At 62.5% G+C, this 24,313-nt stretch carries 24 protein-coding genes; 11 read left to right on the top strand and 13 right to left on the bottom strand.

The window, feature by feature from the left end:
- Positions 1-7: 7 nt before the first annotated feature.
- The 8 genes from hemW to OIU19_RS15170 form a co-directional block, all read right to left on the bottom strand.
- On the bottom strand, positions 8-1,222 hold the full coding sequence (gene hemW / locus OIU19_RS15205) for a radical SAM family heme chaperone HemW (protein WP_264235692.1): 1,215 nt from the start codon (positions 1,220-1,222) through the stop codon (positions 8-10).
- The gene (gene rdgB, locus OIU19_RS15200) at positions 1,219-1,815 is read right to left on the bottom strand and encodes an RdgB/HAM1 family non-canonical purine NTP pyrophosphatase (RefSeq protein ID WP_264235691.1); all 597 of its coding nucleotides are present in this window, start codon (positions 1,813-1,815) and stop codon (positions 1,219-1,221) included. The genes hemW and rdgB overlap by 4 nt, the downstream gene beginning before the upstream one ends.
- On the bottom strand, positions 1,812-2,246 hold the full coding sequence (locus OIU19_RS15195) for a DUF4426 domain-containing protein (protein WP_264235690.1): 435 nt from the start codon (positions 2,244-2,246) through the stop codon (positions 1,812-1,814). Before OIU19_RS15195 ends, rdgB begins: the two co-directional genes overlap by 4 nt.
- A 26-nt stretch (positions 2,247-2,272) precedes the next feature.
- Entirely contained in the window at positions 2,273-2,893 is a 621-nt protein-coding gene (gene metW / locus OIU19_RS15190) for a methionine biosynthesis protein MetW (RefSeq protein ID WP_186556556.1), read from the bottom strand.
- A gap of 7 nt (positions 2,894-2,900) precedes the next feature.
- Positions 2,901-4,040, bottom strand: a complete 1,140-nt coding sequence (locus OIU19_RS15185; RefSeq protein ID WP_186556557.1) for a homoserine O-acetyltransferase — start codon at positions 4,038-4,040, stop codon at positions 2,901-2,903.
- Between the two features lie 87 nt (positions 4,041-4,127).
- Positions 4,128-4,718 carry a YggT family protein gene (locus OIU19_RS15180; RefSeq protein WP_264235689.1) on the bottom strand — a complete coding sequence of 197 codons (591 nt, stop codon included), beginning with the start codon at positions 4,716-4,718 and terminating at the stop codon, positions 4,128-4,130.
- A 10-nt stretch (positions 4,719-4,728) separates the two neighbouring features.
- Positions 4,729-5,547: a pyrroline-5-carboxylate reductase gene (gene proC, locus OIU19_RS15175; RefSeq protein ID WP_264235687.1), complete on the bottom strand. Its 819-nt coding sequence runs from the start codon at positions 5,545-5,547 to the stop codon at positions 4,729-4,731.
- 38 nt (positions 5,548-5,585) lie between these two features.
- Positions 5,586-6,272 carry a YggS family pyridoxal phosphate-dependent enzyme gene (locus tag OIU19_RS15170; RefSeq protein WP_264235686.1) on the bottom strand — a complete coding sequence of 229 codons (687 nt, stop codon included), beginning with the start codon at positions 6,270-6,272 and terminating at the stop codon, positions 5,586-5,588.
- A gap of 65 nt (positions 6,273-6,337) precedes the next feature.
- Here OIU19_RS15170 and OIU19_RS15165 point away from each other — a divergent pair, with 65 nt between their 5' ends.
- Entirely contained in the window at positions 6,338-7,336 is a 999-nt protein-coding gene (locus OIU19_RS15165; RefSeq protein WP_264235685.1) for a type IV pilus twitching motility protein PilT, read from the top strand.
- Between the two features lie 101 nt (positions 7,337-7,437).
- Here the strand turns inward: OIU19_RS15165 and OIU19_RS15160 are convergent, their stop codons facing one another.
- Entirely contained in the window at positions 7,438-8,067 is a 630-nt protein-coding gene (locus tag OIU19_RS15160) for a C40 family peptidase (RefSeq protein ID WP_264235684.1), read from the bottom strand.
- A gap of 169 nt (positions 8,068-8,236) precedes the next feature.
- On the opposite strand from OIU19_RS15160, the gene OIU19_RS15155 reads away from it, so the two are divergent.
- Positions 8,237-8,656: a TM2 domain-containing protein gene (locus OIU19_RS15155; RefSeq protein ID WP_264235682.1), complete on the top strand. Its 420-nt coding sequence runs from the start codon at positions 8,237-8,239 to the stop codon at positions 8,654-8,656.
- A gap of 42 nt (positions 8,657-8,698) precedes the next feature.
- On the opposite strand, the gene OIU19_RS15150 is transcribed toward OIU19_RS15155, so the two are convergent.
- The 3 genes from OIU19_RS15150 to OIU19_RS15140 form a co-directional block, all read right to left on the bottom strand.
- Positions 8,699-9,397 (bottom strand): SPOR domain-containing protein, encoded by a 699-nt coding sequence (locus OIU19_RS15150; RefSeq protein ID WP_186556564.1) that lies wholly within the window; start codon positions 9,395-9,397, stop codon positions 8,699-8,701.
- Between the two features lies 1 nt (position 9,398).
- Entirely contained in the window at positions 9,399-11,135 is a 1,737-nt protein-coding gene (gene argS / locus OIU19_RS15145; protein ID WP_264235681.1) for an arginine--tRNA ligase, read from the bottom strand.
- Between the two features lie 202 nt (positions 11,136-11,337).
- Entirely contained in the window at positions 11,338-13,557 is a 2,220-nt protein-coding gene (locus OIU19_RS15140) for a primosomal protein N' (RefSeq protein WP_186556566.1), read from the bottom strand.
- A gap of 179 nt (positions 13,558-13,736) precedes the next feature.
- Here OIU19_RS15140 and rpmE point away from each other — a divergent pair, with 179 nt between their 5' ends.
- From rpmE to OIU19_RS15125, 3 genes are all read left to right on the top strand, one after another.
- Entirely contained in the window at positions 13,737-13,952 is a 216-nt protein-coding gene (gene rpmE, locus OIU19_RS15135) for a 50S ribosomal protein L31 (RefSeq protein WP_029614303.1), read from the top strand.
- A 2-nt stretch (positions 13,953-13,954) separates the two neighbouring features.
- Positions 13,955-14,776 carry a thermonuclease family protein gene (locus OIU19_RS15130; RefSeq protein WP_264235679.1) on the top strand — a complete coding sequence of 274 codons (822 nt, stop codon included), beginning with the start codon at positions 13,955-13,957 and terminating at the stop codon, positions 14,774-14,776.
- A 179-nt stretch (positions 14,777-14,955) separates the two neighbouring features.
- The gene (locus OIU19_RS15125) at positions 14,956-16,224 is read left to right on the top strand and encodes a malic enzyme-like NAD(P)-binding protein (RefSeq protein ID WP_186556568.1); all 1,269 of its coding nucleotides are present in this window, start codon (positions 14,956-14,958) and stop codon (positions 16,222-16,224) included.
- Between the two features lie 122 nt (positions 16,225-16,346).
- Here OIU19_RS15125 and OIU19_RS15120 read toward each other — a convergent pair whose 3' ends face one another.
- Positions 16,347-18,803: a penicillin-binding protein 1A gene (locus tag OIU19_RS15120; RefSeq protein ID WP_264235678.1), complete on the bottom strand. Its 2,457-nt coding sequence runs from the start codon at positions 18,801-18,803 to the stop codon at positions 16,347-16,349.
- Positions 18,804-18,965: 162 nt separating this feature from the next.
- Between OIU19_RS15120 and pilM the strand changes: the two genes are divergently transcribed.
- From pilM to aroB, 6 genes are all read left to right on the top strand, one after another.
- Positions 18,966-19,850 carry a type IV pilus biogenesis protein PilM gene (gene pilM / locus OIU19_RS15115; RefSeq protein WP_372353324.1) on the top strand — a complete coding sequence of 295 codons (885 nt, stop codon included), beginning with the start codon at positions 18,966-18,968 and terminating at the stop codon, positions 19,848-19,850.
- The gene (locus OIU19_RS15110; protein ID WP_264235676.1) at positions 19,850-20,386 is read left to right on the top strand and encodes a PilN domain-containing protein; all 537 of its coding nucleotides are present in this window, start codon (positions 19,850-19,852) and stop codon (positions 20,384-20,386) included. The genes pilM and OIU19_RS15110 overlap by 1 nt, the downstream gene beginning before the upstream one ends.
- Entirely contained in the window at positions 20,383-21,399 is a 1,017-nt protein-coding gene (locus OIU19_RS15105) for a pilus assembly protein PilP (RefSeq protein ID WP_264235675.1), read from the top strand. The genes OIU19_RS15110 and OIU19_RS15105 overlap by 4 nt, the downstream gene beginning before the upstream one ends.
- On the top strand, positions 21,353-22,588 hold the full coding sequence (locus tag OIU19_RS15100) for a type IV pilus secretin PilQ (protein WP_372353323.1): 1,236 nt from the start codon (positions 21,353-21,355) through the stop codon (positions 22,586-22,588). The genes OIU19_RS15105 and OIU19_RS15100 overlap by 47 nt, the downstream gene beginning before the upstream one ends.
- Positions 22,589-22,592: 4 nt before the next feature.
- Complete coding sequence (gene aroK, locus OIU19_RS15095) at positions 22,593-23,111, top strand: shikimate kinase AroK (protein ID WP_186556571.1); 519 nt, start codon at positions 22,593-22,595, stop codon at positions 23,109-23,111.
- A 98-nt stretch (positions 23,112-23,209) separates the two neighbouring features.
- Complete coding sequence (aroB, locus tag OIU19_RS15090; protein ID WP_264235672.1) at positions 23,210-24,307, top strand: 3-dehydroquinate synthase; 1,098 nt, start codon at positions 23,210-23,212, stop codon at positions 24,305-24,307.
- Positions 24,308-24,313 lie beyond the last annotated feature (6 nt).

Below are 24,313 nucleotides of genomic sequence, written 5' to 3'. Positions count from 1 at the left end.
GTCATCCTTAGGTCAAGAAATACTGCAGCAGGTCATTGAGGAACAACTGGCCGCGTGGGGTAGCGGCCAGTCGATCCGGTTCGACCTGCAAAAGGCCCTTTTGTTCGGCCTCGCGCCGGGCTTGGGCAAGCTGCTCCAACGGCAGGCCGGTACGGCGGCTGAACAGCTCGGCTTCCACTCCGTGGGTCAGGCGCAGGGCGTTCATCAGGAACTCGAACGGCAGCTCATCGACTGGCAGCAGCTTCTCGCCAGCTTTGTACGGCTTGGCCGGGTTCAGGTAGTCCTTGGGCAGGCGGGTCTTCCAGGTGCGCAGGATGCGCCCATCAGCGAACGACAGCTTGCCGTGGGCACCCGCGCCAATGCCGATGAAGTCGCCAAAGCGCCAGTAATTGAGGTTGTGCCGCGCTGCCCGGTCTGGTTGGGCGTAGGCGGAGACTTCGTATTGAGCGAAGCCGTGCTGGGCGAGCAGCGCCTGGCCGGCTTCCTGGATGTCCCAAAGAATATCGTCTTCGGGCAGCTCCGGTGGCTGGTTCCAGAACACTGTGTTCGGCTCCACGGTCAGCTGGTACCAGGACAAGTGCGTGGGGCCGAGGTCGATGGCCTGTTGCAGGTCGCCCAGGGCGTCGTCCAGCGACTGCTCAGGCAGGCCGTGCATGAGGTCCATGTTGAAGTTGTCGAAGCCCGCTGCACGGGCCATGCCGGCTGCCCGAATTGCTTCGTCGCCATTATGGATGCGGCCCAGCTTCTGAAGCTTGGCTGGCTGGAAGCTCTGCACGCCAATCGACAGCCGATTGATACCGGTCTGCCGGTAGGCCTTGAACTTGTCCTGCTCGAAGGTCCCGGGGTTGGCTTCTAGGGTGATCTCGATATCCGCGGCGAACGGGATACGTTGCTCCACCCCGCGCAGCAGGCGCCCCAGTGCATCGGCGCTGAACAGGCTTGGCGTGCCGCCACCAAAGAAGATCGAACTGAGCGGTCGGCCCTGAACGGCAGCCAGCTCTTGATCGAGATCGGCCAGCAGCGCATCGACGTATTCAGCCTCCGGCAGCTGTGGGCCGGCCTGGTGCGAGTTGAAGTCGCAGTAAGGGCACTTGCGCACGCACCAGGGGATATGGATGTACAGCGACAGCGGCGGCAGTTCCGGCAGCGCCAGGCGTGGCACATGCAGACTGGCCCCAGCCGCTCCGGGGTGGAGCAGCTGGATGGACGGCTTTTCGGTCATGCCAGTCCCAAACGCTGACGCAGCAGGACCATGGCGCGGGCACGATGGCTGAGCTGGTTCTTTTCGACAGGGCTCAACTCGGCGCTGGAGCACTCGCGCTCCGGAACCCAGAACAGCGGGTCATAGCCAAAGCCGTGTTCGCCGCTGGCGGCATGCAGGATGCTGCCGTGCCACAGGCCTTCGCAGAGGATAGGCAGCGGGTCGTCGGCATGCCTAACCAAGGCCAGGACGCAGACGAATTGCGCGCCGCGCTGATCGTCCGGGACATCCTTGAGGGCGTCGAGCAGCTTGGCGTTATTCGCCGCGTCGCCCTTGCCGTCAGCGTAGCGAGCCGAGTAGATCCCCGGTGCGCCGCCAAGGTAGTCCACCGCCAGCCCCGAGTCATCTGCCAGCGCCGGCAAGCCGGAAATACGCGCAGCGTTACGGGCCTTGAGGATGGCGTTCTCGACGAACGACAGGCCGGTCTCTTCCGGCTCGACCTGGCTGAATTCACCGATCGAGCGCAGCTGCACGGACGGGCCGAGCATGGCCTGGAGTTCCTTGAGCTTGCCAGCGTTATGGCTGGCCAATACGAGTTGCTGGAAATTCATCATTCGCCTGGGAACACTTCCTGGTTGAAGCTGAGTTTATGACTGACGCCACCAGTCTCGATGTTCAAGTCGAAGGTCAGGGTTTCTGCCTGGTCGATCTTGAACTGCGCGATGTAGTACACCGCGCCCTTGTCAGCGATCTGCTTGAACGACAGTGGGCTGCTGCGTCCGGTCAGGTCTTTGACGGTGCCGCTGACCACCGCCATGCCCGGCTCGCCGGCCTTGAGCACGGCAATGTTCAGTACGCCCTGATTCTTGCTGCGGATCAGGCCGGTGGCGTCGGCGATCTCTGGCTGCAGCATGCTCGAGGTAAAGGCGCTGTAGTGCACCGTGACGTCGCCGAAGTCCTGCTTGCGCTCAGGCTTGGCAGCATCGGCAGCCAGCACTGGCAAGGCCAGGCACAGGCTGATCAGGAAAAGAGCTAGACGACGCATGGTGCCATTCCTCCGGGGTGGGCAGATCAGACCGCGACCTGATGTTCCGTCAGGCCCGGACTGCTGAGGCGATAGATGCCGATCTCACCTAGAAGATTAGGCCATACCCGCCCGCCCAACCCATTACGGTGCAAACGGTCGACCGCCAAACGGTCGAGAACCTTGGCCCGGTGCTCGTGGCACAGGTTCTCGAAGTCGGCGAAGGTACAGAAGTGAATGTTCGGCGTGTTGTACCAGGTATACGGCATGAAGTCCGAGACCGGCATGCGGCCTTTGGTCGCCAGGTACCAACGGCAGCGCCAGTGGCCGAAGTTGGGGAAGGTGATGATGCACTCGCGGCCCACTCGCAGCATCTCCGAGAGAATCCGGTCGGGATACTCGACGGCTTGCAGCGCTTGGGTCATGACCACTACGTCGAAGCTGTTGCTGGCGAAGTTGCCCAGGCCTTTGTCCAGGTCCTGCTCGATGACGTTGACGCCCTTGGCCACGCAGGCGGCGATGTTGTCGGCGTCGATTTCCAGGCCGTAGCCGGTAACGCCTTTACGGTCGCGCAACGAAGCCAGCAGCTCGCCGTTGCCGCAGCCAAGGTCAAGTACCCGGCTGCCGGCGGGGATCCAGTCGTGGATGATTTCCAGGTCGGCTCTCATGCTGTCCTCAGATGGCGATGCGGTTCATGTAGTTCGAGAATCCCTGCATGTAGCGAGGCGTGGGGATCAGGAAGGCATCGTGCCCGTAGGGGGAGTCGATCTCCAGGTAACAGACGTTCTTGCGCGCCGCCATCAGGGCATCGACGATCTCCCGCGAGCGGGCCGGCGAGAAACGCCAGTCGGTGGTGAACGACATGATGCAGTAGTCGGCGCTAACGTGGGCCAGGGTCGCGGCAAGATCGCCAGCGTGCGCTGCGGCCGGGTCGAAGTAGTCCAGGGCCTTGGTCATCAGCAGGTAGGTGTTGGCGTCGAAGCGCCCGGAGAACTCCTCACCTTGATAGCGCAGGTAGCTCTCGACCTGGAATTCCACGCTGTGGAAGTCGTAGTTGAGTTTGTCGCTCTTGAGCTCACGACCGAATTTCTCACCCATCGAGTCGTCCGACAGGTAGGTGATGTGGCCAACCATGCGCGCCAGCATCAGGCCGCGCTTGGGGATCACGCCCTGGTCCTGGAACGAGCCGCCGTGAAACTCCGGGTCGGTGAGGATCGCCTGGCGCGCCACCTCGTTGAAGGCGATGTTCTGTGCCGACAGTTTCGGCGCCGAGGCGATGTCGACGCAGTGACGCACTCGATCCGGGTAGGTGATGGTCCATTGCAGCGCCTGCATGCCACCCAGGCTGCCGCCGACCACCGCGGCCCACTGGCCAATGCCCAGGCGGTCGGCCAGGCGCACCTGGCTGTGCACCCAGTCTTCCACGGTCAGCACCGGGAAGTCGGCGCCATAGGGCTTGCCGGTGGCCGGGTTGACGCTGCTCGGACCGGTGCTGCCATTGCAGCCGCCGAGGTTGTTCAGGCTGACCACGAAGAAGCGATTGGTATCGATCGGCTTGCCGGGGCCAATGCAGCTGTCCCACCAGCCGGGCTTGCGGTCGGTGTCGGCATGGTAGCCCGCGGCATGGTGATGGCCGGACAGCGCATGGCAGATCAGCACAGCGTTGCTGGCCGTGCTGTTGAGCGTGCCATAGGTTTCATAGACCAGCTCGTAGCTGGCCAGCGATCGGCCACAGGCCAGGGCCAGCGGTTCATCGAACCGGGCGATCTGCGGTGTTACCAGACCGACGGAATCTTCGGGAAGGACAGTGGACATCGACCCTGCTCACGCTTGACGGAGGCGTAAGTCTAAAGAGCACTCCCCCCAGCGGCAAGCAAAGGCTTGCCGCTGGGGGGATGCGGGTCAAATCATCCGCCACAGCTCTTGCGGCATGCCGGCATAGGTAGCCAATGGCGGCATGACGAACCACTGGATCACCTGGATCGCCAGGAAGGCGAAGATCGGCGAAATGTCCATGCCGCCCAGGTTCGGCACCAGGCGGCGGAACGGCGCCAGCACCGGTTCGCTGATCTGGTAGGCAAGCTCGGCAGCGGGGTTGTGGCTGTTAGGCGCGACCCAGGAAACGATCACCATGACGATCATCGCCACCCAGAAGATCTTCAGGAATAGCGAGGTGATGCCAATGATCGCCCACAGCAGCAGGTGCAGGACATCGCCGAAAGTGCCGTAGCTGACCATCAGCACGAAGGCCATCAGCAACGCCTGGATCAGGATCGCCAGCAACAGCGACGAGGTGTCCAGGCCGGCAATGCTAGGGATGATCCGGCGGATCGGCTTGAGCAGCGGCTGGGTGGCGCGCACCGCGAACTGGCTCAGCGGGTTGTAGAAGTCGGCCTTGACCAGCTGCAGGACGAAGCGCAGCAGGACGATCACCAGGTACAGGCTGACCAGGGTTTGCACCACGAAGATCGCGGCGCCGGACAGTGCATTCATCAACAGCTCCTTATTTGCCCAATTGTTCGGCCAACTCGGCGGAACGGGTCGCCGCAGCCTGCAGCGCCTGTTCCACGATGGCCTCGAAAGCGTTGCCTTGGAAAGACTTGATTGCCGCCTCGGTGGTGCCGGCTGGCGAGGTCACCCGGCGGCGCAGTTCGGCAGCGTCGACATCACTGGCCACGGCCATGTGTGCGGCGCCCAAAGCGGTTTGCAGGGTCAGCTGGGAGGCTGTCTCGCGTGGCAGGCCGAGTTTCTCGCCAGCAGCGGTCATGGCCTCGATCAGCAGGAAAAAGTACGCCGGGCCACTGCCCGACACAGCGGTGACCGCGTCCAGTTGCTGCTCCTGGTCCAGCCACAAGGCAGTGCCCACGGCCGAGAGTAGCTCCTGGGCCTGCTGGCGTTGCGTAGGCGATACCTGGGCGGTGGCGTACAGGCCGCTGACGCCCTGGCGCAGCAGCGCCGGCGTATTGGGCATGCAGCGCACCACCGGGCGCGCGCCCAGCCAATCTTGCAGGCTGGCGCAGGTAATGCCGGCGGCAATGGAAACGATCAGCTGGCCTTCGTGCAGGCTCGGCTGCAGGGCCTGGCAGACGCTTTTCATGACCTGTGGCTTGACCGCCAGGACGATCACCTCAGCGTCAGCGACAGCCTGGGCGTTGTCTTCGAATACCTCGATGCCGTGCTCGGCGTGGACGCGACTGCGGGTCTCGGCGCCCGGGTCGCTGGCGCGGATCTGCGTGGCATCCAGGCCCTGCGCACGCAGGCCACCGATCAGGCTGGCGGCCATGTTGCCGGCGCCGATAAAGGCAATACGTGTGTTGCTCATGTCAGGTCCTTGAGGGAAAGAGTGAGTAAAGCATGGTTTCAGGCGCGCCCGTAATCACGCGCGCCAAACAGGGCGGTGCCGATGCGTACCCAGGTCGCACCCTGGGCGATCGCCGCTTCCAGGTCGTGGCTCATGCCCATAGAAAGGGTGTCCAGGCCGAGCTTGAGTTGCTCTTGCAGCTCACGCAGGCGAGCGAAGGCAGCTTCTTGGGCGGCGCGGTCATCAGTCGGTTCGGGGATCGCCATCAGTCCGCGCAGACGCAGGCCGGGCAAGGCCGCAACGGCAGCGGCCAGCGCCGGCAGGTCGGCCGCTGCGCAGCCAGACTTGCTGTCCTCGCCGCTGACGTTGACTTGCAGGCAGATGTTCAGCGCTGGCAGCTCGGCAGGGCGTTGCTCTGACAGGCGTTGGGCAATCTTCAGGCGATCCACGGAATGTACCCAGTCGAAATGTTCGGCAATTGCACGAGTCTTGTTCGACTGGATGGGGCCGATGAAGTGCCAGGTCAAGGGCAGGTCGGTTAATTCTTGCTGCTTGGCCAGGGCTTCTTGCAGGTAGTTTTCACCGACGTCGCGCACGCCGGCAGCGTAGGCCTCGCGTACGGCGGCGGCGGGCTTGGTCTTGCTCACGGCCAGCAACTGGATGCTGGCTGGATCGCGCCCGCAGGCTTGCGCTGCCTGGCTGATGCGTGCGGCGAGCGCGCAAAGGTTGTCTGCTATGGTGGACATGGATCAATGCCGACGGCTCAGGGGTCTGCGGCATTCTACCTGCTTGAAGGCCTTTGGGGAGTCTCATGGACGTGACTGACCTGTTGGCCCACGCCGCAGCTGCAAGGGCATCCGACTTGCACCTGGCCGTGGGCGAGATACCGATGCTGCGCCTGGATGGGCAATTGCAGCGCATGCAGCTACCGCCGTTGCAGGCCGGCCAGTTGGAGGAGGGCCTGGCCCCTTGGCTGGAGCAGGAGCAGCGGCGCCAATGGCTGGCGGGCGATGAACTCGACCTGGCGTTGAGCCTGCCCCAGCTGGGTCGCCTGCGCGTGCATCTGTTTCGCCAGCGCAATGGCTTGGCAGCCAGTTTCCGGCTGATACCCAGTGGCGTGCCGACGCTGGATGAACTGGGTTTGGCTGATGTGTTTCAACCTATTGCGCATTGCACCGACGGACTGGTGCTGGTGGCTGGGCCGACTGGCAGTGGCAAGTCGAGCACCCTCGCCGCGCTGGTCGATTGGCTCAATCGCGAGCGCTCGTTGCACATCATCACCCTTGAAGATCCCGTCGAAGTTATCCACAGCGGCCAGCGCAGCCTGCTTACCCAGCGTGAGATTGGCCGCGATAGCCGCGACTTTGCCCAGGCGCTGCGCAGTGCCCTGCGCCAGGACCCTGATGTAATCATGATCGGCGAGCTGCGTGATCTTGAGTCCATCCGCCTGGCGTTGCGGGCTGCGCAGACGGGGCATTTAGTGCTGGCAACCGTGCATACGCGTTCCGCGGTCAATAGCATCGACCGGTTGGTAGAGGTGTTCGCTGCCGAGGAAAAGCCGCTGGTACGGGCCATGCTCGCCGAGTCGCTGCGTATGGTGGTGGCGCAGGTGCTGGTCAAGCGCGTTGGTGGCGGGCGGGTGGCGGCCAGGGAAGTGCTAGTGGCCACTGCTGCGGTGCGTAACCTGATTCGCGAGGGGCGCATGGCGCAGCTGTATTCAGTGATGCAGGCGGGTGGGGCGGCGGGGATGCAGACGATGGAAGCGGCCTTGCAGTGTTTGCGTGCTCAGGGAGTGATTGAGCTTGAGTAGGGGCATCACTGGCCTCTTCGCGGGCAAGCCCGCTCCCACAGGATATGAGGCGCCCTCAGGCTCTGTGGGAACGGGCTTGCCCCGCGATAAGGTGAAAATGATCAGCGTTTGGCCAGGCTCAGCTGCTGGTCTTTAGGCAGCACTCGTTTGGCCACTACATAGTGCTTCTGCCAATACGGCTTGCTCAGTTGATCGATGCTCACTCGCTTGCCACGGCGCGGTGCATGAATGAAGCGGTCGTTGCCCAGGTAGATGGCAACGTGATTGACCCGGCGGCTCTTGATGTTGAAGAAGATCAGGTCGCCAGGCTTGAGATCGCTGCGTGCCACCTTGACCCCGTGGCCTTTGGCCATGGCATTGGAGGTGCGCGGCAGGTCGACGTCAGCCACGTCGTTGAAGGCATATTTGACCAGCCCGCTGCAGTCGAAGCCTTTACTTGGGCTGCTGCCGCCCCAACGATACGGGGTACCGAGGACATTGACGGCGCGGCTGAGTACATCGCTGCTTTGCTTGGCCGACATGGCGACGGCAGGCAAGCCGTCACGAGCCTTGGCGGCATTGCTTGGGCGAGCATGCAGGGTGTTGGCATGCTTGACCGGGGCGCGCTTCACGGTGGCGTTGGTGGTATAGCCAGTGAAGCCGTTGGGAAGACGTTGCTCACGGTTGGTGGCGTGGGCGGCCAGCGGCAATAATAGGCAGAGGGTCAGCCATGTCTTGAACAAAGGCGGCATAGTTGAAGCTCTTGATATGTTTGAATTAGGTATTGGCGCGCAACTTTATAACAGCTTTTTGCTCAAAAAATGATCCGTTGGTCGACTGGCAGGCTGCCACACGTCGACTTCACACGAAAAAGTCACATTTTTTCTTGGAAAATTTTTGGCTAAGCCACGAGGGCTAAGAATGAACAGCTATCAACAAGGGGTGCCGTTTCACGACACCCACAGCAAGGTCCTTGGCTATTTGCTGTGGATTTTCGGCTTCACCGGTTCGCACCGGTTCTATTACGGCAAGCCGATTACCGGGACCATCTGGTTCTTCACCTTGGGGCTGCTGGGGATTGGCTGGCTGATTGATCTGTTCCTGATCCCGTCGATGGATCGTGAGGCCGATATGCGCTTTCAGGCCGGGCGGGTGGACTACAACCTGGCCTGGATCCTGTTGACCTTCCTCGGCATCTTCGGCGCGCACCGGCTGTACCAGGGCAAGTGGATCAGCGCGATCATTTACTTCTTCACCGGCGGGTTGTTCCTGCTGGGTGTGCTCTACGACTTCTGGACGCTGAACCGGCAGGTTTCCGAAGTCAACGCTGGTAGAGCTTAAGAAAAAAGGCCTTGTCGCACGGGAGCGGCAAGGCCTTTTTCATTACTGGCGGGTCTGTCGCTGTTGCAAGAGCAGGTTGCTGAAGCCTGCGCCGGCCAACTGCTTCTGCGCCACGGTCAGCTGTTCGCGGTTGCTGAACGGGCCGACCAGGACCCGGTACCAGGTCTCTTCCTTGACCGTCCCCGACTCCACCTTCACCGCCTGGCCGAGCAGGATGATCTGTGCGCGGACCTTGTCGGCATCGGCCTGCTTGCGGAACGAGCCGGCCTGGAGGAAGAACAGGGTGGTCGCTGCCGGCTTGATCACCGGTGGTGGCGGTGGTGGAGTTTGCCCCAGCAGCGCCGCCTGGGCGCGAGCGGTATCGATCTTGGCCGCTTCCGCCGGCGTCACGGGGGTGACCGGTTGGGCAGGCACGGGGGGCGTTTTCTCCGGCACCGCTTCAGGCGGCACGATCACTTCCGACTCTGGCAGCAGGGTATAGAAGTCGTACTTCGGCTTGACCGGCTGCTGTGGCGTCGGGGCGGTGTTTTTCGCCGTTTCGGCGACTTTGGCCGGTTTCTGCTGTTCAGGCTTGGCGCGCTTGATGTCATCGCCGCCGGGCTCGAGCTTCATCAGGAAGACGATGAACGCGCCCACGGTAAGGCCGACCGCCAACCAAACCCAGCCTGGGATCGGCTGTTTGGCCGGCGCCTGTTGGCGGCTGGCGCCGCGCTTGGGTGCGGGTTTTTTCTTGGCAGCCAACTTACATACGCTCCAGGGTTTCCAGGCCGAGCAGCTCCAGGCCTTGCTTGAGCGTACGACCGGTCAGCGCAGCCAGGCGCAGGCGGCTTTGCTGCTGTTCGGCAGTTTCGGCGGAGAGGATTGGGCAGTTCTCGTAGAAGCTGGAGAACAACCCGGCGATGTCGTACAGATAGCTGCACAGCACGTGTGGAGTGCCTTTTTCAGCCACGTTGTTGAGCACTTCGCCGAACTGCGCCAGGCGCGCCGCGAGGTCCTGCTCATGAGCGGCCTGCAATACGATGTGGCCGTCGACTTCGTCGTAGCCCTTGCCCAGTTTGCGGAACACGCCCGCCACACGGGTGTAGGCGTACAGCAGGTAAGGCGCGGTATTGCCTTCGAAGTTGAGCATCAGTTCGAAGTTGAAGCTGTAGTCGCTGGTGCGGTGCTTGGACAGGTCGGCGTACTTGACTGCACCGATGCCAACCACTTCAGCGATATGGCGCAGCTCGTCTTCGGCCAGGCTCGGGTTCTTGTCCTTGACCAGGGCGTAGGCACGCTCCTTGGCTTCGGTGAGCAGGTCGATCAGCTTGACGGTGCCGCCATCACGGGTCTTGAACGGACGGCCATCGGCGCCGTTCATGGTGCCGAAGCCCATGTGTTCCATTTGCATCGGGTGGCCGACGAAGCCGGCACGACGGGCCACTTCGAACACTTGGTTGAAGTGCAGGGCCTGGCGCTGGTCGACGAAGTACAGGGCGCGATCGGCTTTCAGGGTATTGCTGCGATAGCGCACAGCCGCCAGGTCGGTGGTGGCGTACAGGTAGCCGCCGTCGGCCTTTTGCACGATCACTGGCAGCGGTTCGCCTTCGGCGTTCTTGAATTCGTCGAGGAATACGCACTGGGCGCCTTGGCTCTCGACCAGCAGGCCCTTGGCCTTGAGGTCGGCGACGACGTTGGCCAGGTCGTCGTTATAGGCACTCTCGCCCATCACGTCGGCCATGGTCAGTTTGACGTTGAGCAGCTCGTAGGTCTTCTGGCAGTGCGACAGCGAGATGTCTTTGAAGCGCGTCCACAAGGCCAGGCATTCCGCGTCGCCAGCCTGCAACTTGACCACCAGGCCACGGGCGCGGGTGGCGAACTCTTCAGACTCGTCGAAGCGCTTTTTCGCCGCGCGGTAGAAATTCTCCAGGTCCGACAGCTCGTCGCTGGTGATCGGATTTTCTTGCAGGTAGGCCATTAGCATGCCGAACTGAGTGCCCCAGTCGCCAACATGGTTCTGGCGGATGACTTTGTCACCGAGGAACTCCAGCACGCGGGCAACGCTGTCGCCAATGATGGTCGAGCGCAGGTGGCCAACGTGCATCTCTTTGGCAAGGTTTGGCGCCGACAGGTCGATGACGACTTTCTCGGCCGGACCGGCCTTGCGCACGCCCAGATGAGCGTCGGCCAGGGCGGCGTCGAGGCGATTGGCCAGGGCGTCGGTGTTCTGGAAGAAGTTGAGGAAGCCGGGGCCGGCGATCTCGACCTTGCTGATGTCGGCGCTGGCAGGCAGCGCGGCGATCAGTTTTTCGGCCAGGTCGCGCGGCTTCATGCCGGCTGGCTTGGCCAGCATCATGGCGATGTTGCTGGCGAAGTCGCCGTGGGTCTTGTCACGGGCGTTTTCCACCTGGATCGCCGGCGTCAGCCCTTCAGGCAGCACACCGTCGGTGACGAGTTGGGTGAGGGCTTGCTGGATCAGCTGGCGAATGGTGTCTTTCATGAGATTCTCTTTTCGACCGCAAGCGCGGCGGGGCGCTTCGATGCGCAGGTGGAAAAACTGAGCATTATCCGTGGCTGGGCCGCGGTTGCCAACCTTTCAGGGCATGTCCGGCTGAGCGGGTGCCGTGCGGGAGCGGGCTTGACCCGCGATGGCGGTGGTGAACGATGCTTGGTAATCGCGGGGCAAGCCCGCTCCCACGGCGTCAATAGAGATCGACTGGATCCACGTCTAGCGACCAGCGTACCTGGCGCCCTGCTGGCATCTGCTCCAACACTAGCAACCAGGCACTGATCAGTCGATGCAAGGGCGCCCGGGCATTGGCCTGGAGCAATAGTTGCGCGCGAAAACGCCCCGCTCGTCGCTCCATCGGGGCTGGCACCGGGCCGAGCAGTTCGATGCCTTGCAGGCCTTGTTCGGCCACGATGCGCTCGGCAGCACTGCACGCCTCATCAAGGAAGCCTTCGGCCTGGCCTGGCTTGTGCGCTTCGGCGCGCAGCAAGGCGAGGTGGGCAAACGGCGGCAGGCCGGCAGCGCGGCGCTCGCTCAGCGCTTGCTCGGCGAAGGCGAAGTAGCCTTGCTCGGTCAGTTGCACCAGCAAGGGATGCTCGGCCAGGTGGGTCTGGATGATCACCTTGCCGGGCTCTTCGGCGCGACCGGCGCGGCCCGCGACTTGGACGATCAGCTGAGCCATGCGTTCGCTGGCGCGAAAATCACCCGAGAACAGCCCGCCGTCAGCATCGAGAATGGCCACCAGGGTCACCCGAGGGAAGTGGTGTCCCTTGGCCAGCATCTGGGTGCCGACCAGGATGCTCGGCTGGCCACGTTGAATGGTGGTGAACAGGTTGTGCATGGCGTCCTTGCGCGAGGTGCTGTCGCGGTCGACGCGCAGCACCGGGTAGTCCGGGAACAGAATTTTCAACCGCTCTTCTGCGCGCTCGGTGCCAGCGCCTACCGGCCGCAGGTCGACATGCGCGCACTTGGGGCACTGCAGCGGCAGCCGTTCGTCGTAACCGCAGTGGTGGCAGCGCAGCACGTTTGAGCGCTGGTGCACGGTCATTCGCGCATCGCAGCGCGGGCATTCGGACAGCCAGCCGCAGTCGTGGCACAACAGGGTCGGGGCGAAGCCACGGCGGTTGAGAAATACCAGCACCTGCTGCCCGGCTTGCAGGGTCTGGCCGATGGCCTGCTGCAAGGGGCCGCTGATGCCGCTGTCCAGCGGCCGGCTGCGCACGTCCAGGCGCATGAAGCGTGGCTGCCGGGCGCCGCCGGCGCGTTGATTCATGCGCAGCAGGCCATAGCGCCCGGTATGGGCGTTGTGCAGGCTTTCCAGCGACGGCGTGGCGGAGCCGAGCAAGATCGGGATGTTTTCCTGGTGTGCGCGTACCAGCGCCAGGTCGCGGGCGTGATAGCGCAGGCCTTCTTGCTGTTTATACGAGCCGTCATGCTCTTCGTCGATGATGATCAGGCCAGGGTTTTTCATCGGCGTGAACAACGCCGAGCGGGTGCCGATGATGATATCGGCCTCGCCGTCGCGGGCCGCCAGCCAGGCATCCAGGCGCTCGCGGTCGTTGACCGCCGAGTGCAGCAGCGCGATGCGCGCGTTGAAGCGCTGCTCGAAGCGCGCCAGGGTTTGCGGGCCGAGGTTGATCTCCGGGATCAGGATCAGCGCCTGCTTGCCGGCCTCCAGGGTTTCGCGGATCAGTTGCAGGTAGACCTCGGTCTTGCCGCTGCCGGTAACTCCAGCGAGGAGGAATGCGTGGAAACTGCCGAAGCCGGAACGCACGGCTTCGAATGCGGCCAGCTGCTCTTCGTTGAGCGGCAGTTCAGGCTGGGCCAGCCAGTGTTCATGGCGCGCGGCCGGCAGGTGTCGGCGTACTTCGAGCTGGACCAGCTCCTTGGCCAGGAGCAGGTCGAGGCTGTCTTTGTTCAGCCCCAGCTTGCTCAACAGGCTATGAGCCACGCCGTGCGGGTGCTGCGACAAGGTCTTGAGGGCATCACGCTGGCGCGGTGCGCGGGCGATGCGCGGATCTTCCAGGCGGGCACCCGGGGTCACCTGCCAGAAGCGCTCCTGGCGTATCTCGGCCGGCTCGCCCTGGCGCAGCAGCACCGGCAAGGCCCAGCTCAAGGTGTCGCCCAGGCTGTGCTGATAGTACTGGGCAGTCCACAGGCACAGCTTGAACAGCGCTGGCGGCAGCGGTGAGACTGGGTCGAGCAGGGCGCTGGCGGGCTTGAGTTTGTCGGCGGGCACTTCGCTCTTGTCGCACACCTCCACCAGCACGCCGATCATCTCGCGCCGGCCAAATGGCACCCGAAAGCGCATCCCCGGCGTCAGTGGCAGACGCGCCATCGCGGCCGTGGCCCGGTAGTCGAACAGGCGACGCAGGGGCGAGGGCAGGGCGAGGCGCAGGATGACGTCGGACACGCAGAAGGTCTCTGAAGGGCATTTGGGGACGGGTACGGAATGCGCCGAGCCTAGCAGACGACAGTCGGTGCAAGCGACAACTTGCGCTGAGGCTGAGCTCTGGTATTATTCGCCGCCTAATTACGTGCGGTATTCAACAATAGGTGTTGGGTGGCGGCACGCAGCTCGAGGAAGTGACCATGAAAGCAGATATTCATCCGAACTACGAAGTAGTTGCAGTCACCTGCAGCTGCGGCAGCAAATTCGAAACCCGTTCGACCCTGGCCAAGCCGCTGGCGATCGACGTGTGCTCCCAGTGCCACCCGTTCTACACTGGTAAGCAGAAAGTCCTGGACACCGGTGGTCGCGTACAGAAGTTCGCCGATCGCTTCGGTATGTTCGGTACCAAGAAGTAATTATGCGCATGGCGAATCCTTCGGGTTTCGCGCTGCTGCAAAAAAAGGCGCCCCTTGTGGGCGCTTTTTTTGTGGGCGCGATCTGGCAACTGCCGGCTCTGGCCTTTTGTCCGCTGCCTGAGCAGCCCCAGCAGGTGATCGTTCGCCAGGTGGTGGATGGCGATACGTTGCGCCTGAACGATGGGCGCAGCGTGCGCCTGATTGGCATCAACGCCCCCGAGATCGGCCGCAAGGGGCGCACCAGCGAGCCCTATGCCGAGGCGGCCAAGCGGCGTCTCCAGGCCTTGGTGAAAGCCAGCGATGGCCAGGTGGGCTTGGTCCCCGGGGTGGAAGCCAAAGACAAATATGGGCGGACCCTGGCCCACATCTACGGCAAGCGTGGTGACAATTTCGAGGCTGCGCTGCTCAGTGAGGGGCTCGGCTACCGCGTTGCAGTGGCGCCTAATGTCAGCCTTGCCGGCTGCCAGCAGGATGCCGAACAGGCTGCCCGAGCCGTCCGTGCAGGACTTTGGCGGCAATCACCGGTGCAGCGCGACCGCGATATCCAGCAATCGGGCTTTGCGGTTATCGGCGGCAAAATTCAAGGTATCCAGCGCAATCGTGGTGGAGTCTGGTTGGAACTCGACGATGCTCTGGTGCTGCAAGTACCCGCTCGTCTGCTACGCAACTTCCCCTCTAGCTTCTTCGATAACCTCAAAGGGCACCAGGTCGAAGCCCGCGGCTGGGTGCTGGATCGTTCCCGCAAGGGTGGATTGCAGCCTGGGCAGCGGCGCTGGGTTTTGCCGCTGACCGACCCGAGCATGCTGGAGCGCGCTCCTGACTAAAAAATTGTAGACATTTCGATATTGGATTGTACACACTGAAGCCCGCATGCCCCGTGGGTTATAGCGTAAAGTCGTAGGCCAAGGGCCTTGACACAAGTGACCGGGCAGTCTTGTCGCCCCCCGGCTCTTTGCGTATCCTCGGCGGTCCGTCAGAACAGTAAATAGCGGAATTGCCCACCATGTCAGACCTGAAAACCGCCGCTCTCGAATACCATGCTCAGCCTCGTCCGGGGAAACTGAGCGTCGAGCTCACCAAACCGACCGCCACCGCGCGTGACCTGTCCCTGGCCTACAGCCCGGGCGTCGCCGAACCTGTGCGCGAGATCGGTCGTGATCCAGAGCTGGCCTACAAGTACACCGGCAAGGGCAACCTGGTCGCAGTGATTTCCGACGGTACCGCCATTCTTGGCCTGGGTGACCTCGGCCCACTGGCCTCCAAACCGGTCATGGAAGGCAAGGGCGTGCTGTTCAAGCGTTTCGCAGGTATCGATGTATTCGACATCGAAGTCGAGTCGGAAAGCCCGCAAGCGTTCATCGACACCGTACGCCGCATCTCGATCACCTTCGGCGGCATCAACCTCGAAGACATCAAGGCGCCTGAGTGCTTTGAAATCGAACGTACCCTGATCGAGCAGTGCGACATCCCGGTCTTCCACGATGACCAGCATGGCACCGCCATCGTCACCGCGGCCGGCATGATCAACGCCCTGGAAATCGCTGGTAAAACCCTCGAAGAGGCGAAGATCGTCTGCCTCGGCGCCGGTGCTGCCGCTATCTCCTGCATGAAGCTGCTGGTCAGCATGGGTGCCAAGGTCGAGAACATCTTCATGATCGACCGTACCGGCGTGATTCATGCTGGCCGCGACGACCTGAACCAGTACAAGGCCCAGTTCGCCCACGCTACCGACAAGCGCACCCTGGCCGACGCCCTGCAAGGCGCAGACGTGTTCGTTGGCCTGTCCGGCCCGAACCTGCTGAGCCCTGAAGGCCTGAAGTCGATGGCTGCCAACCCGATCGTGTTCGCTTGCTCGAACCCGGATCCAGAGATCAAGCCTGAGCTGGCCCACGCCACGCGTAATGACGTGATCATGGCTACCGGTCGTTCCGACTACCCGAACCAGGTCAACAACGTACTGGGCTTCCCGTTCATCTTCCGTGGTGCCCTGGACGTTCGCGCCAAGCGCATCAACGAAGAGATGAAGATCGCCGCTGCAATCGCCCTCAAAGACCTGGCCAAGCAGCCAGTGCCGAAGGAAGTGTGCGAGGCCTACGGCGTTCAGGCCCTGGAATTCGGTCGTGAGTACATCATTCCGAAGCCAATGGACCCACGCCTGATCACTCTGGTATCCGATGCCGTGGCCAAGGCCGCGATCGAAAGCGGCGTGGCGACCCTGCCGTACCCGCAGCACTACCCGCTGAAAAGCGTGGATGACGTGTTCAACGGCTGATTGTCCGTAGCGTCATGAAAAAGCCCCGGCTCGCGAGAGCCGGGGCTTTTTTGTGGGGATTTTGGGGCTGCAAAGCAGCCCCAAATACTCGCGTCGTTTGATAAGAAGAGACTGGGCCGGTATCAGAACAAATCCATCGGCGCCGCTTCATCCGCTGGCAGCGGGCTGCCCGGCGCTGCACCATTGCCCAGCTCATCCACCGACGGCGGCGAGTCTTCAGCCTTGAATAGCTCGAAGTAGGCATTGGGCGTATTCGGCGTAGCCGCACGACCGCTGACCGGGTCGACCCGCAGACTGAGAATACCCTCAGGTTCGGCAGGTGGATGGTTCGGTTTGTCCTTCAGGGCGGCGCCCATGAAGCTCATCCAGATCGGCAGCGCTGCCGTACCACCGTACTCACGCCGGCCCAGGGTTTCCGGCTGGTCGAAACCGACCCACACAGTGGTCACGTAATCAGCGTTATAGCCAGAGAACCAGGCGTCCTTGGACTCGTTGGTGGTACCGGTCTTGCCTGCCAGGTCAGTACGGCCCAGCGCCAAGGCGCGGCGCCCGGTACCGCGCTTGATCACGTCTTGAAGCATGCTGGTGAGAATGTAGCTGGTGCGCCCATCGATGATCTGCTCGGCAATCACCGGTGTCTGCGGGGCAGGTGCGACCTGGCCAAGGGCCGACGGTGCCTCACCTGGCATGGCAACGGTGCTGATCGGCTGCTCTGGCGCGGCAATGCCGGCCTGGTCTTCGCCACCACCTTGCGGCACGTGAGCCGGGTTGGCGGTGAACAGGGTTTCACCGCTGCGGCTCTCGATACGCTCGATCAGATACGGGTTGATCTTGTAGCCGCCGTTGGCAAAGGTGCTCCAACCGGTAGCGATCTCCATGGGTGTCAGGGTCGCGGTGCCCAGCGCCAGCGAGAGGTTGCGCGGCAGGTCCTGCTTGTTGAAACCGAACTTGGCGATGTAATCGATAGTGCGGTCTACGCCCATCGCTTGCAGCAGGCGGATCGACACCAGGTTGCGCGACTTGTACAGCGCCTCACGCATGCGGATCGGGCCGAGGAAGGTGTTGGTGTCGTTCTTCGGTCGCCAGACTTTGTCCAGGTACTCGTCGACGAACACGATCGGTGCGTCGTTGACCAGGCTGGCGGCGGTGTAGCCGTTGTCCAGGGCCGCGCTATAAACGAACGGCTTGAAGCTCGATCCCGGTTGGCGCTTGGCCTGCATGGCGCGGTTGTAGTTGCTTTGCTCGAACGAGAAGCCGCCGACCAGGGCGCGGATAGCACCGTTATAAGGGTCGAGGGTGACCAGGGCACTCTGCGCGGCAGGCACCTGGCTGAACTTGAGCTTGCCTTCTTCCAGGCGCTGGACGCGGATCAGGTCACCGATCTGGGCCACGTCTGCCGGCGACTGCGGTGCACGGCCCTGGGCGTTGTTGTTCAGATACGGCCGGGCCCATTTCATGGTCTCCCAGGCGACATCCTGCTCTTCGCCGTTGCGGGTCAGTACCTTCAGCCCAGCCTTGTCGACCTGGGTGACGATGGCCGGCTCCAGGCCGCCGAGGGCACGCTGCTTGCTCAGCTCTTGCAGCCAGGCTGCATGGGTCTTGCCGGGGAAGCGCGATTCCGGCCCGCGGTAGCCATGGCGCTCGTCATAGTCGGACAAGCCATTGAGCACGGCATTGTTGGCCATGTTCTGCATGTCGCTCGGCACCGTGGTGGTGACGCGGAAACCTTCGGTGTAGGCATCGCTGCCATAGCGGCCAACCATTTCGGCGCGGGCCATTTCGGCGATGTAGGGCGCGTTCACTTCCGGGGTCGGCACGTGATAGCTGGCGTTGAGCGGCTCGGCCAAGGCGGCCTGATAGCTGGCTTCGTCGATTTTGCCCAGCTTGTACATGCGGCCGAGGATCCAGTCGCGGCGCTCCTTGGCGCGCACCGGATTGGCCAGCGGGTTGAAACGTGACGGCGCCTTGGGCAAGCCGGCGATCATGGCCATCTGCGCCAGGCTGACATCGCGGATCGATTTGCCGTAGTAGACCTGTGCGGCGGCGTCGATGCCGTAGGCGCGGTTGCCCAGGTAGATCTTGTTGACGTACAGCTCAAGGATCTCGTCCTTGGTCAGCTCACGTTCGATCTGCAGGGCCAGGAGAATTTCGTTGGTCTTGCGCGAGAAGCTGCGCTCGCTGGTGAGGAAGAAGTTCTTCGCCACCTGCATGGTAATGGTGCTGCCGCCAGTCTGGATATGACCAGACTTCACCAACTGGGTCGCGGCGCGCATCAAACTGCTTGGATCGACACCATAGTGATTGAGGAAATTGTCGTCCTCGGCTGACAGAAGCGCCTGAATGAACTGTGGGGGAATTTCCGCAAAACGGATTGGAGACCGCCGCATTTCGCCGAACTCGGCAATCAGCTTGCCATCGCTGCTGTACACCCTCAGGGGGATCTGCAACTGGATGCTTCGTAGCGACTCGACCGAAGGCAGGCTGGGGCTAAGATACAGAAACGCACCGCTCAGACCGAGTACGAGCGCACAGATGACTGCGACGAAAGACCACCAGAAAAACTTCAGCAGGCGTATCAAGGCTTTGGGGTGTCCAGATTGAGAAGTGGATTGCACGCGGGTCCGGCGGACAGAAAAAAACGCTGGGCATTATAAGCATTTTTCGCCTTTCCGGGCGACCGGCCGGCCCTGGCTGCCGGATCGGTGGGCGCGGTTTGGCGACGATGGAGCAGGGAGGCAGCGATGCTTGGACGCTTTGGCAAGGATGCCGGTTCACTGTTGGGGGTGGAAATAGCCCATGACTCGATACGCATGCTGCAAGTGCAGCGCCGACAAGGGCGCTACCAGGCACTCGCCTGGGCGCAAGAGGCGCTGGACGTGCCATTGCACGCAGATTGGTCAAAAGACTATCAGCCACTGATCAAAGCGCTGCGCAGCGCCTATCTGCGCAGTGGCTGCAAGCGCCAGCAAGTCGCCGTAGCGCTGCCGGGTGCTGAGGTCATCTGCAAGGTTTGCTCTCTACCGGCAGGGCTGACCGCCGCGCAGCTGGAGGAGCGGCTGCTCGCAGACGCAGAACGGCTGTTTCCTTTTCCACTCGAAGACCTGGCCATGGATTTTCAGGTCATGGGCGCTTCGCCGCAGGCTGAGGGGCATGTGGATGTCCTGGTGGCGGCCTGTCGTCAGCGCTCACTCGAGCTTCTGGAGCAGGTGTTTGAAGAGGCAGGTTTGCAGGCCGTAGCGGTGGAGGTCGACAGCATTGCCCTGCGACGGGTTCTGCCGGCTGGCAAGCACGCTTTGCTGCGGATTGAATCGGCTAGTGCAGCTCTGCATACCTGGTCTGACACTGGGTTGCCGCAACGTCAGGAGGTGCGCTTTGCTCCATCTGAGCCTTGCGAAACGCGGCTGGAGCGGGCTGTCCAGCTTTTCCGTGGTGTCACCCCGCAAGGGCTGATGGTTGCAACGCAACCTACAGAATCTGGCTGGATCGACGGCTTACAGCAGCGCTTGGGGATACCTTGCGATCAGTTCCGCGCTCTACATGGGGTGCGGGCCGATGTAAAAGAACTCTCTTTGCTCGCGCCGTCCATGGCACTGGCCTGCGGCTTGGCGTTGGGAGGGGGGCAATAATGGTTCGCCTCAATCTATTGCCCTGGCGTGAGCGACAGCGACTGGCGGCAGTGCGACGGTTTCAGCGTGGTCTAGTGGTTAGCCTGCTGTTCGCGCTTTGCGCGGTCATGGTAATGGATCATATGGCGCGTCAGCGTGGGCTCCAGCAAGCCTCGAGGATTGCCGAGCGCCAAGCTGGCCTCGCGCAGTTGGATGTACAACTGGAGAGTCTTGCCCAGTTGCGCCAGGCGCGTGAGCGCACGCTGGCACAATCAGCTGCCCTGGCGGCCTTGAGAGTGGGCCAGGGCGTACTGCCAAGATTATTCGCCGAGTTGGAAAGGGCGTTGTCGGCCGGGCTGCAACTCACCAACCTGTCCTTGCAAGACGGGCAGCTTGAATTGACCGGGCTGGCGGCGTCTTCGGCTGTAGTCGCTCAGTTTATGCGCGAACTGCAACAGTCACGGCTACTTGAAGGGTTGGAACTCAAGCAAATCAAGGCGCATTCCCAAGGCGATCAGTTCTTGCTGATGGCCCGTTTGTCGGCGCTTTCCACGTGACTGGCGCGTGGTTCGCCGAATGGCAGGAATTCGCTGTCAGTTCCAGGCCGTTGAAGATTGCGGCCCTGGCTGCTCCCGCCTTGCTGGTGTTGGGCCTGGGCTGGCTGTTGCGACTGCAAGAGCCCCAGCAGTCGTATCGACAAGGTGCTGAGGCGCTCGTCGAGTTGGCGCGGGCACATGCGCAAAAGTCGCAACAGATGCAGGATCTGCCGACTATCAAGGCGGCGCTGGCTGATAGCCAAGCCCAGCTACAAGACGCCCGTTGGCGCCTCGCGGCGGGAGAGGGCATGAGTGACCTGCTCGACCAGTTGGCCAGTTCCGGACACGCCCTTGGGCTGTCGTTCGAACGGCTCGATGTGCTGGAGGAGGTCCAGGCCAGCGATTATTGGGTTGCGCCTTTGCAGATTGAAGTCGTAGGTAGCTATCCGGCGTTGCGCACGTGGCTCGACGAGTGGTTGGGGCAAATGCGCCTGTTGCGCCCCTCGGGGCTGCGCCTGGAAGCAGCGCAGGGCCGCACAGGCGTGTTGCGGATGCGCCTGCAGGTACAGGCCTATCACGCCGGGCAGACGCTGCCGCTGCCATTGTCGCTGGCGGATGAGCCGGCCCGGGAAGCCATCGAGCCGCCTCGCTCCGATCCGTTTCAAGCCTGGTCATCGAGGCTCGCAGTGGAAGGCTTGGCCAGGGTGCCGCTGGCACAACTGGAGATGGTCGGCAGCCTTTCGCGTGCCGGCCAGTCGCAGGCACTGGTGTGGTCAGCGGGCCGAATCTATCGAGTCAAGGTGGGCGATCCCCTGGGCAGGGATGAGGGCGTCGTCACGCGCATCGATGAGCGCCAGCTAGAAGTGCTTGAACGAGTGTTCCTCGGTGGTGCCTGGCAGCACCGGTCGACGTATCTCGCGCTCCGGAAGCGCGCGGGCAAAGGGGTCAAGGATGAGCGTGAAGCAGCTGTCGGTGTGGTTAGTGGCAATGATCCTATGGATTCAGGGGGCGTCAGCGACGACATACGAGGATGAACCGTTGTCGTTGAACTTCCAGGACGTAGAAGTGCGCTCGATCCTACAGGTACTGGCTGACTACGCCGGGATCAATCTGGTGGTCAGCGACTCAGTCACTGGCAACATCACCTTGCGGCTGGAGCAGGTGCCCTGGGATCAGGCCTTGGACCTGGTACTGCGCAGCAAGGGGCTGGCCCGGCGCCAAGAGGGGAGTGTCCTGCTGGTAGCACCAGTGGCCGAGTTGGCGGGGCAGTCACGCGAGGCGCAGTTGGGGCTGGAGCTCGATGCACAGTTGCAGCCGCTGGTTCGCGAGCTGCTGCCCATTCATCACGCCAAGGCGAGCGAACTTGCCGAGCTGTTGCGGGCCACGCTCGCCGAAGCGGGAGAAGCTGGGCGTGGCAGCCTGAGCGTGGATGTGCGTACCAACACCTTGGTTGCCCACCAGCCGGCAGCGCGCCTCGAAGAGTTGCGGCGCTTGGTCGCGCAACTGGATGTGCCTGTGCGTCAGGTCATGATCGAGGCGCGCATCGTCGAGGCCAATGTCGATTACGAGAAAAGCCTGGGTGTGCGTTGGGGCGCGTCATTCTCGGCGGGCGATGCGCAGCTGACTAACGGCCTGTTTGTCGACCTTGGCGTCGACCGCGCCACATCCGGGGTGGGTTTGGGGTTGCTGCGTGGCGATACGTTGCTCGATCTGGAGCTCAGTGCCATGGAAAAAAGCGGCAATGGCGAGATCATCTCCCAGCCTAAAGTGGTTACGGCAGACAAGGAGACTGCCCGCATCCTCAAGGGCACCGAGGTGCCCTATCAGGAGACCAGCAGAAATGGCGCGACCTCTATCTCTTTTCGCGAGGCATCGTTGTCACTGGAGGTCACACCACAAATTACGCCAGACGGTAGCGTTATCATGACGGTCAAGGTGACCAAGGACGAGCCAGACTTCGTCAATGCCTTGAACAACGTACCGCCGATTCGCAAGAACGAGGTCAATGCCAAGGTCCGGGTGGCTGATGGCCAAACCATCGTTATCGGTGGCGTCTACTCGACTTCGCAAAACAATGTGGTCGACAAGGTGCCATTTTTCGGCGATCTGCCGTATGTTGGGCGGCTGTTTCGACGCGATGCATTACAAGAGAAAAAATCCGAGCTGCTGGTCTTCCTGACTCCGCGTATCATGAGTGACCAGGCGATTGCTGTGAGTCGTTGATTCTGTGCGAAATTTGATACTTGTAGGCCCCATGGGTGCTGGCAAAAGCACCATCGGTCGCCTTTTGGCCAAAGAGCTGCGTTTGCTGTTCAAGGATTCCGACAAGGAAATCGAGCTGCGAACCGGCGCCAATATCCCGTGGATCTTCGACAAGGAAGGCGAGCCGGGTTTCCGGGATCGTGAAGAGGCGATGATCGCCGAGCTCTGCGAGCTGGACGGCGTGGTCGTGGCCACGGGTGGCGGGGCGGTGATGCGTGAGGCCAATCGCCAGGCGCTGCACGCCGGCGGACGAGTGATCTACCTGCACGCCTCGGTAGAGCAGCAGGTCGGCCGCACCGCACGTGATCGCAATCGCCCGCTGTTGCGCACAGCCAATCCCGAGGCGACCTTGCGTGCGCTGCTGGAATCGCGCGATCCGCTTTACCGCGAGATCGCTGATCTGGTGGTGGAAACCGACGAACGGCCACCGCGCATGGTAGTGCTCGATATCCTCGAGCGCCTGGAGAAGTTGCCGCCCCGCTAAGCCGGGGACTATCCTCGGCAGCCAATGCCGAGGCAGGGTTCAACGTTACCGCGCGGATTGCACTGGCGATGCCGCGCCCAAGCACATTGTGGGGATACATGCAGACACTAAAGGTCGATCTGGGCGAACGCAGCTACCCGATCTACATTGGCGAAGGCCTGTTGGACCAGCCTGAGTTGCTGGCACCGCACATTGCCGGCCGGCAAGTCGCCATCGTTTCCAACGAGACCGTCGCGCCCCTGTATCTCGAACGCTTGAGTCGCACCCTGGGCGCCTACTCGGTGGTGCATGTGGTGCTGCCCGACGGCGAAGCCTACAAGAACTGGGAAACCCTGCAGTTGATCTTCGATGGCCTGCTCAGCGCACGCCATGATCGGCGTACCACCGTGGTCGCACTGGGCGGAGGCGTGATCGGCGATATGGCGGGTTTCGCTGCCGCGTGCTATCAGCGCGGTGTCGATTTCATCCAAGTGCCGACCACGCTGTTGTCCCAGGTCGATTCCTCGGTTGGCGGCAAGACCGGCATCAACCACCCGCTGGGCAAGAACATGGTCGGTGCCTTCTATCAGCCCAATGCGGTGCTGATCGACACCACCACCCTCAAGACTCTGCCAGAGCGCGAGCTGTCGGCAGGGCTTGCCGAAGTCATCAAGTACGGCCTGATCTGCGACAGGCCGTTCCTTGACTGGCTCGAAGACAATATGACGGCCCTGCGTGGCCTGGATAACGCTGCCCTGACCGAGGCCATTCGCCGCTCCTGCGCGGCCAAGGCTGCGGTGGTCGGAGCTGACGAGCGTGAGTCTGGCGTGCGTGCGACCCTCAACCTGGGTCATACCTTTGGCCATGCCATAGAGACCCACATGGGCTACGGCGTCTGGCTGCACGGCGAAGCCGTGGCAGCCGGCACGGTAATGGCCCTGGAAATGTCCATGCGCCTGGGCTGGATCGACCAGCCGGCGCGTGATCGCGCTATTCGCCTGCTGCAGGACGCAGGATTGCCGGTGGTGCCCCCACAGGAAATGACCCCGGCGCATTTCATGGAGCATATGGCGGTCGACAAAAAGGTTCTCGACGGTCGCTTGCGCCTGGTGCTGTTGCGCCAGCTGGGCGAAGCCGTGATTACCGACGACTATCCGAAAGAGATCCTTCAGGCCACGCTGGCAGCGGATTACCGCGCGATCGTGGCCCAGCTTTGAGGTTGT

Source organism: Pseudomonas sp. BT-42-2 (assembly GCF_025847435.2).
GTDB classification, from domain to species: domain Bacteria; phylum Pseudomonadota; class Gammaproteobacteria; order Pseudomonadales; family Pseudomonadaceae; genus Aquipseudomonas; species Aquipseudomonas urmiensis.
This window is presented reverse-complemented; position numbering and strand designations above follow the sequence as displayed.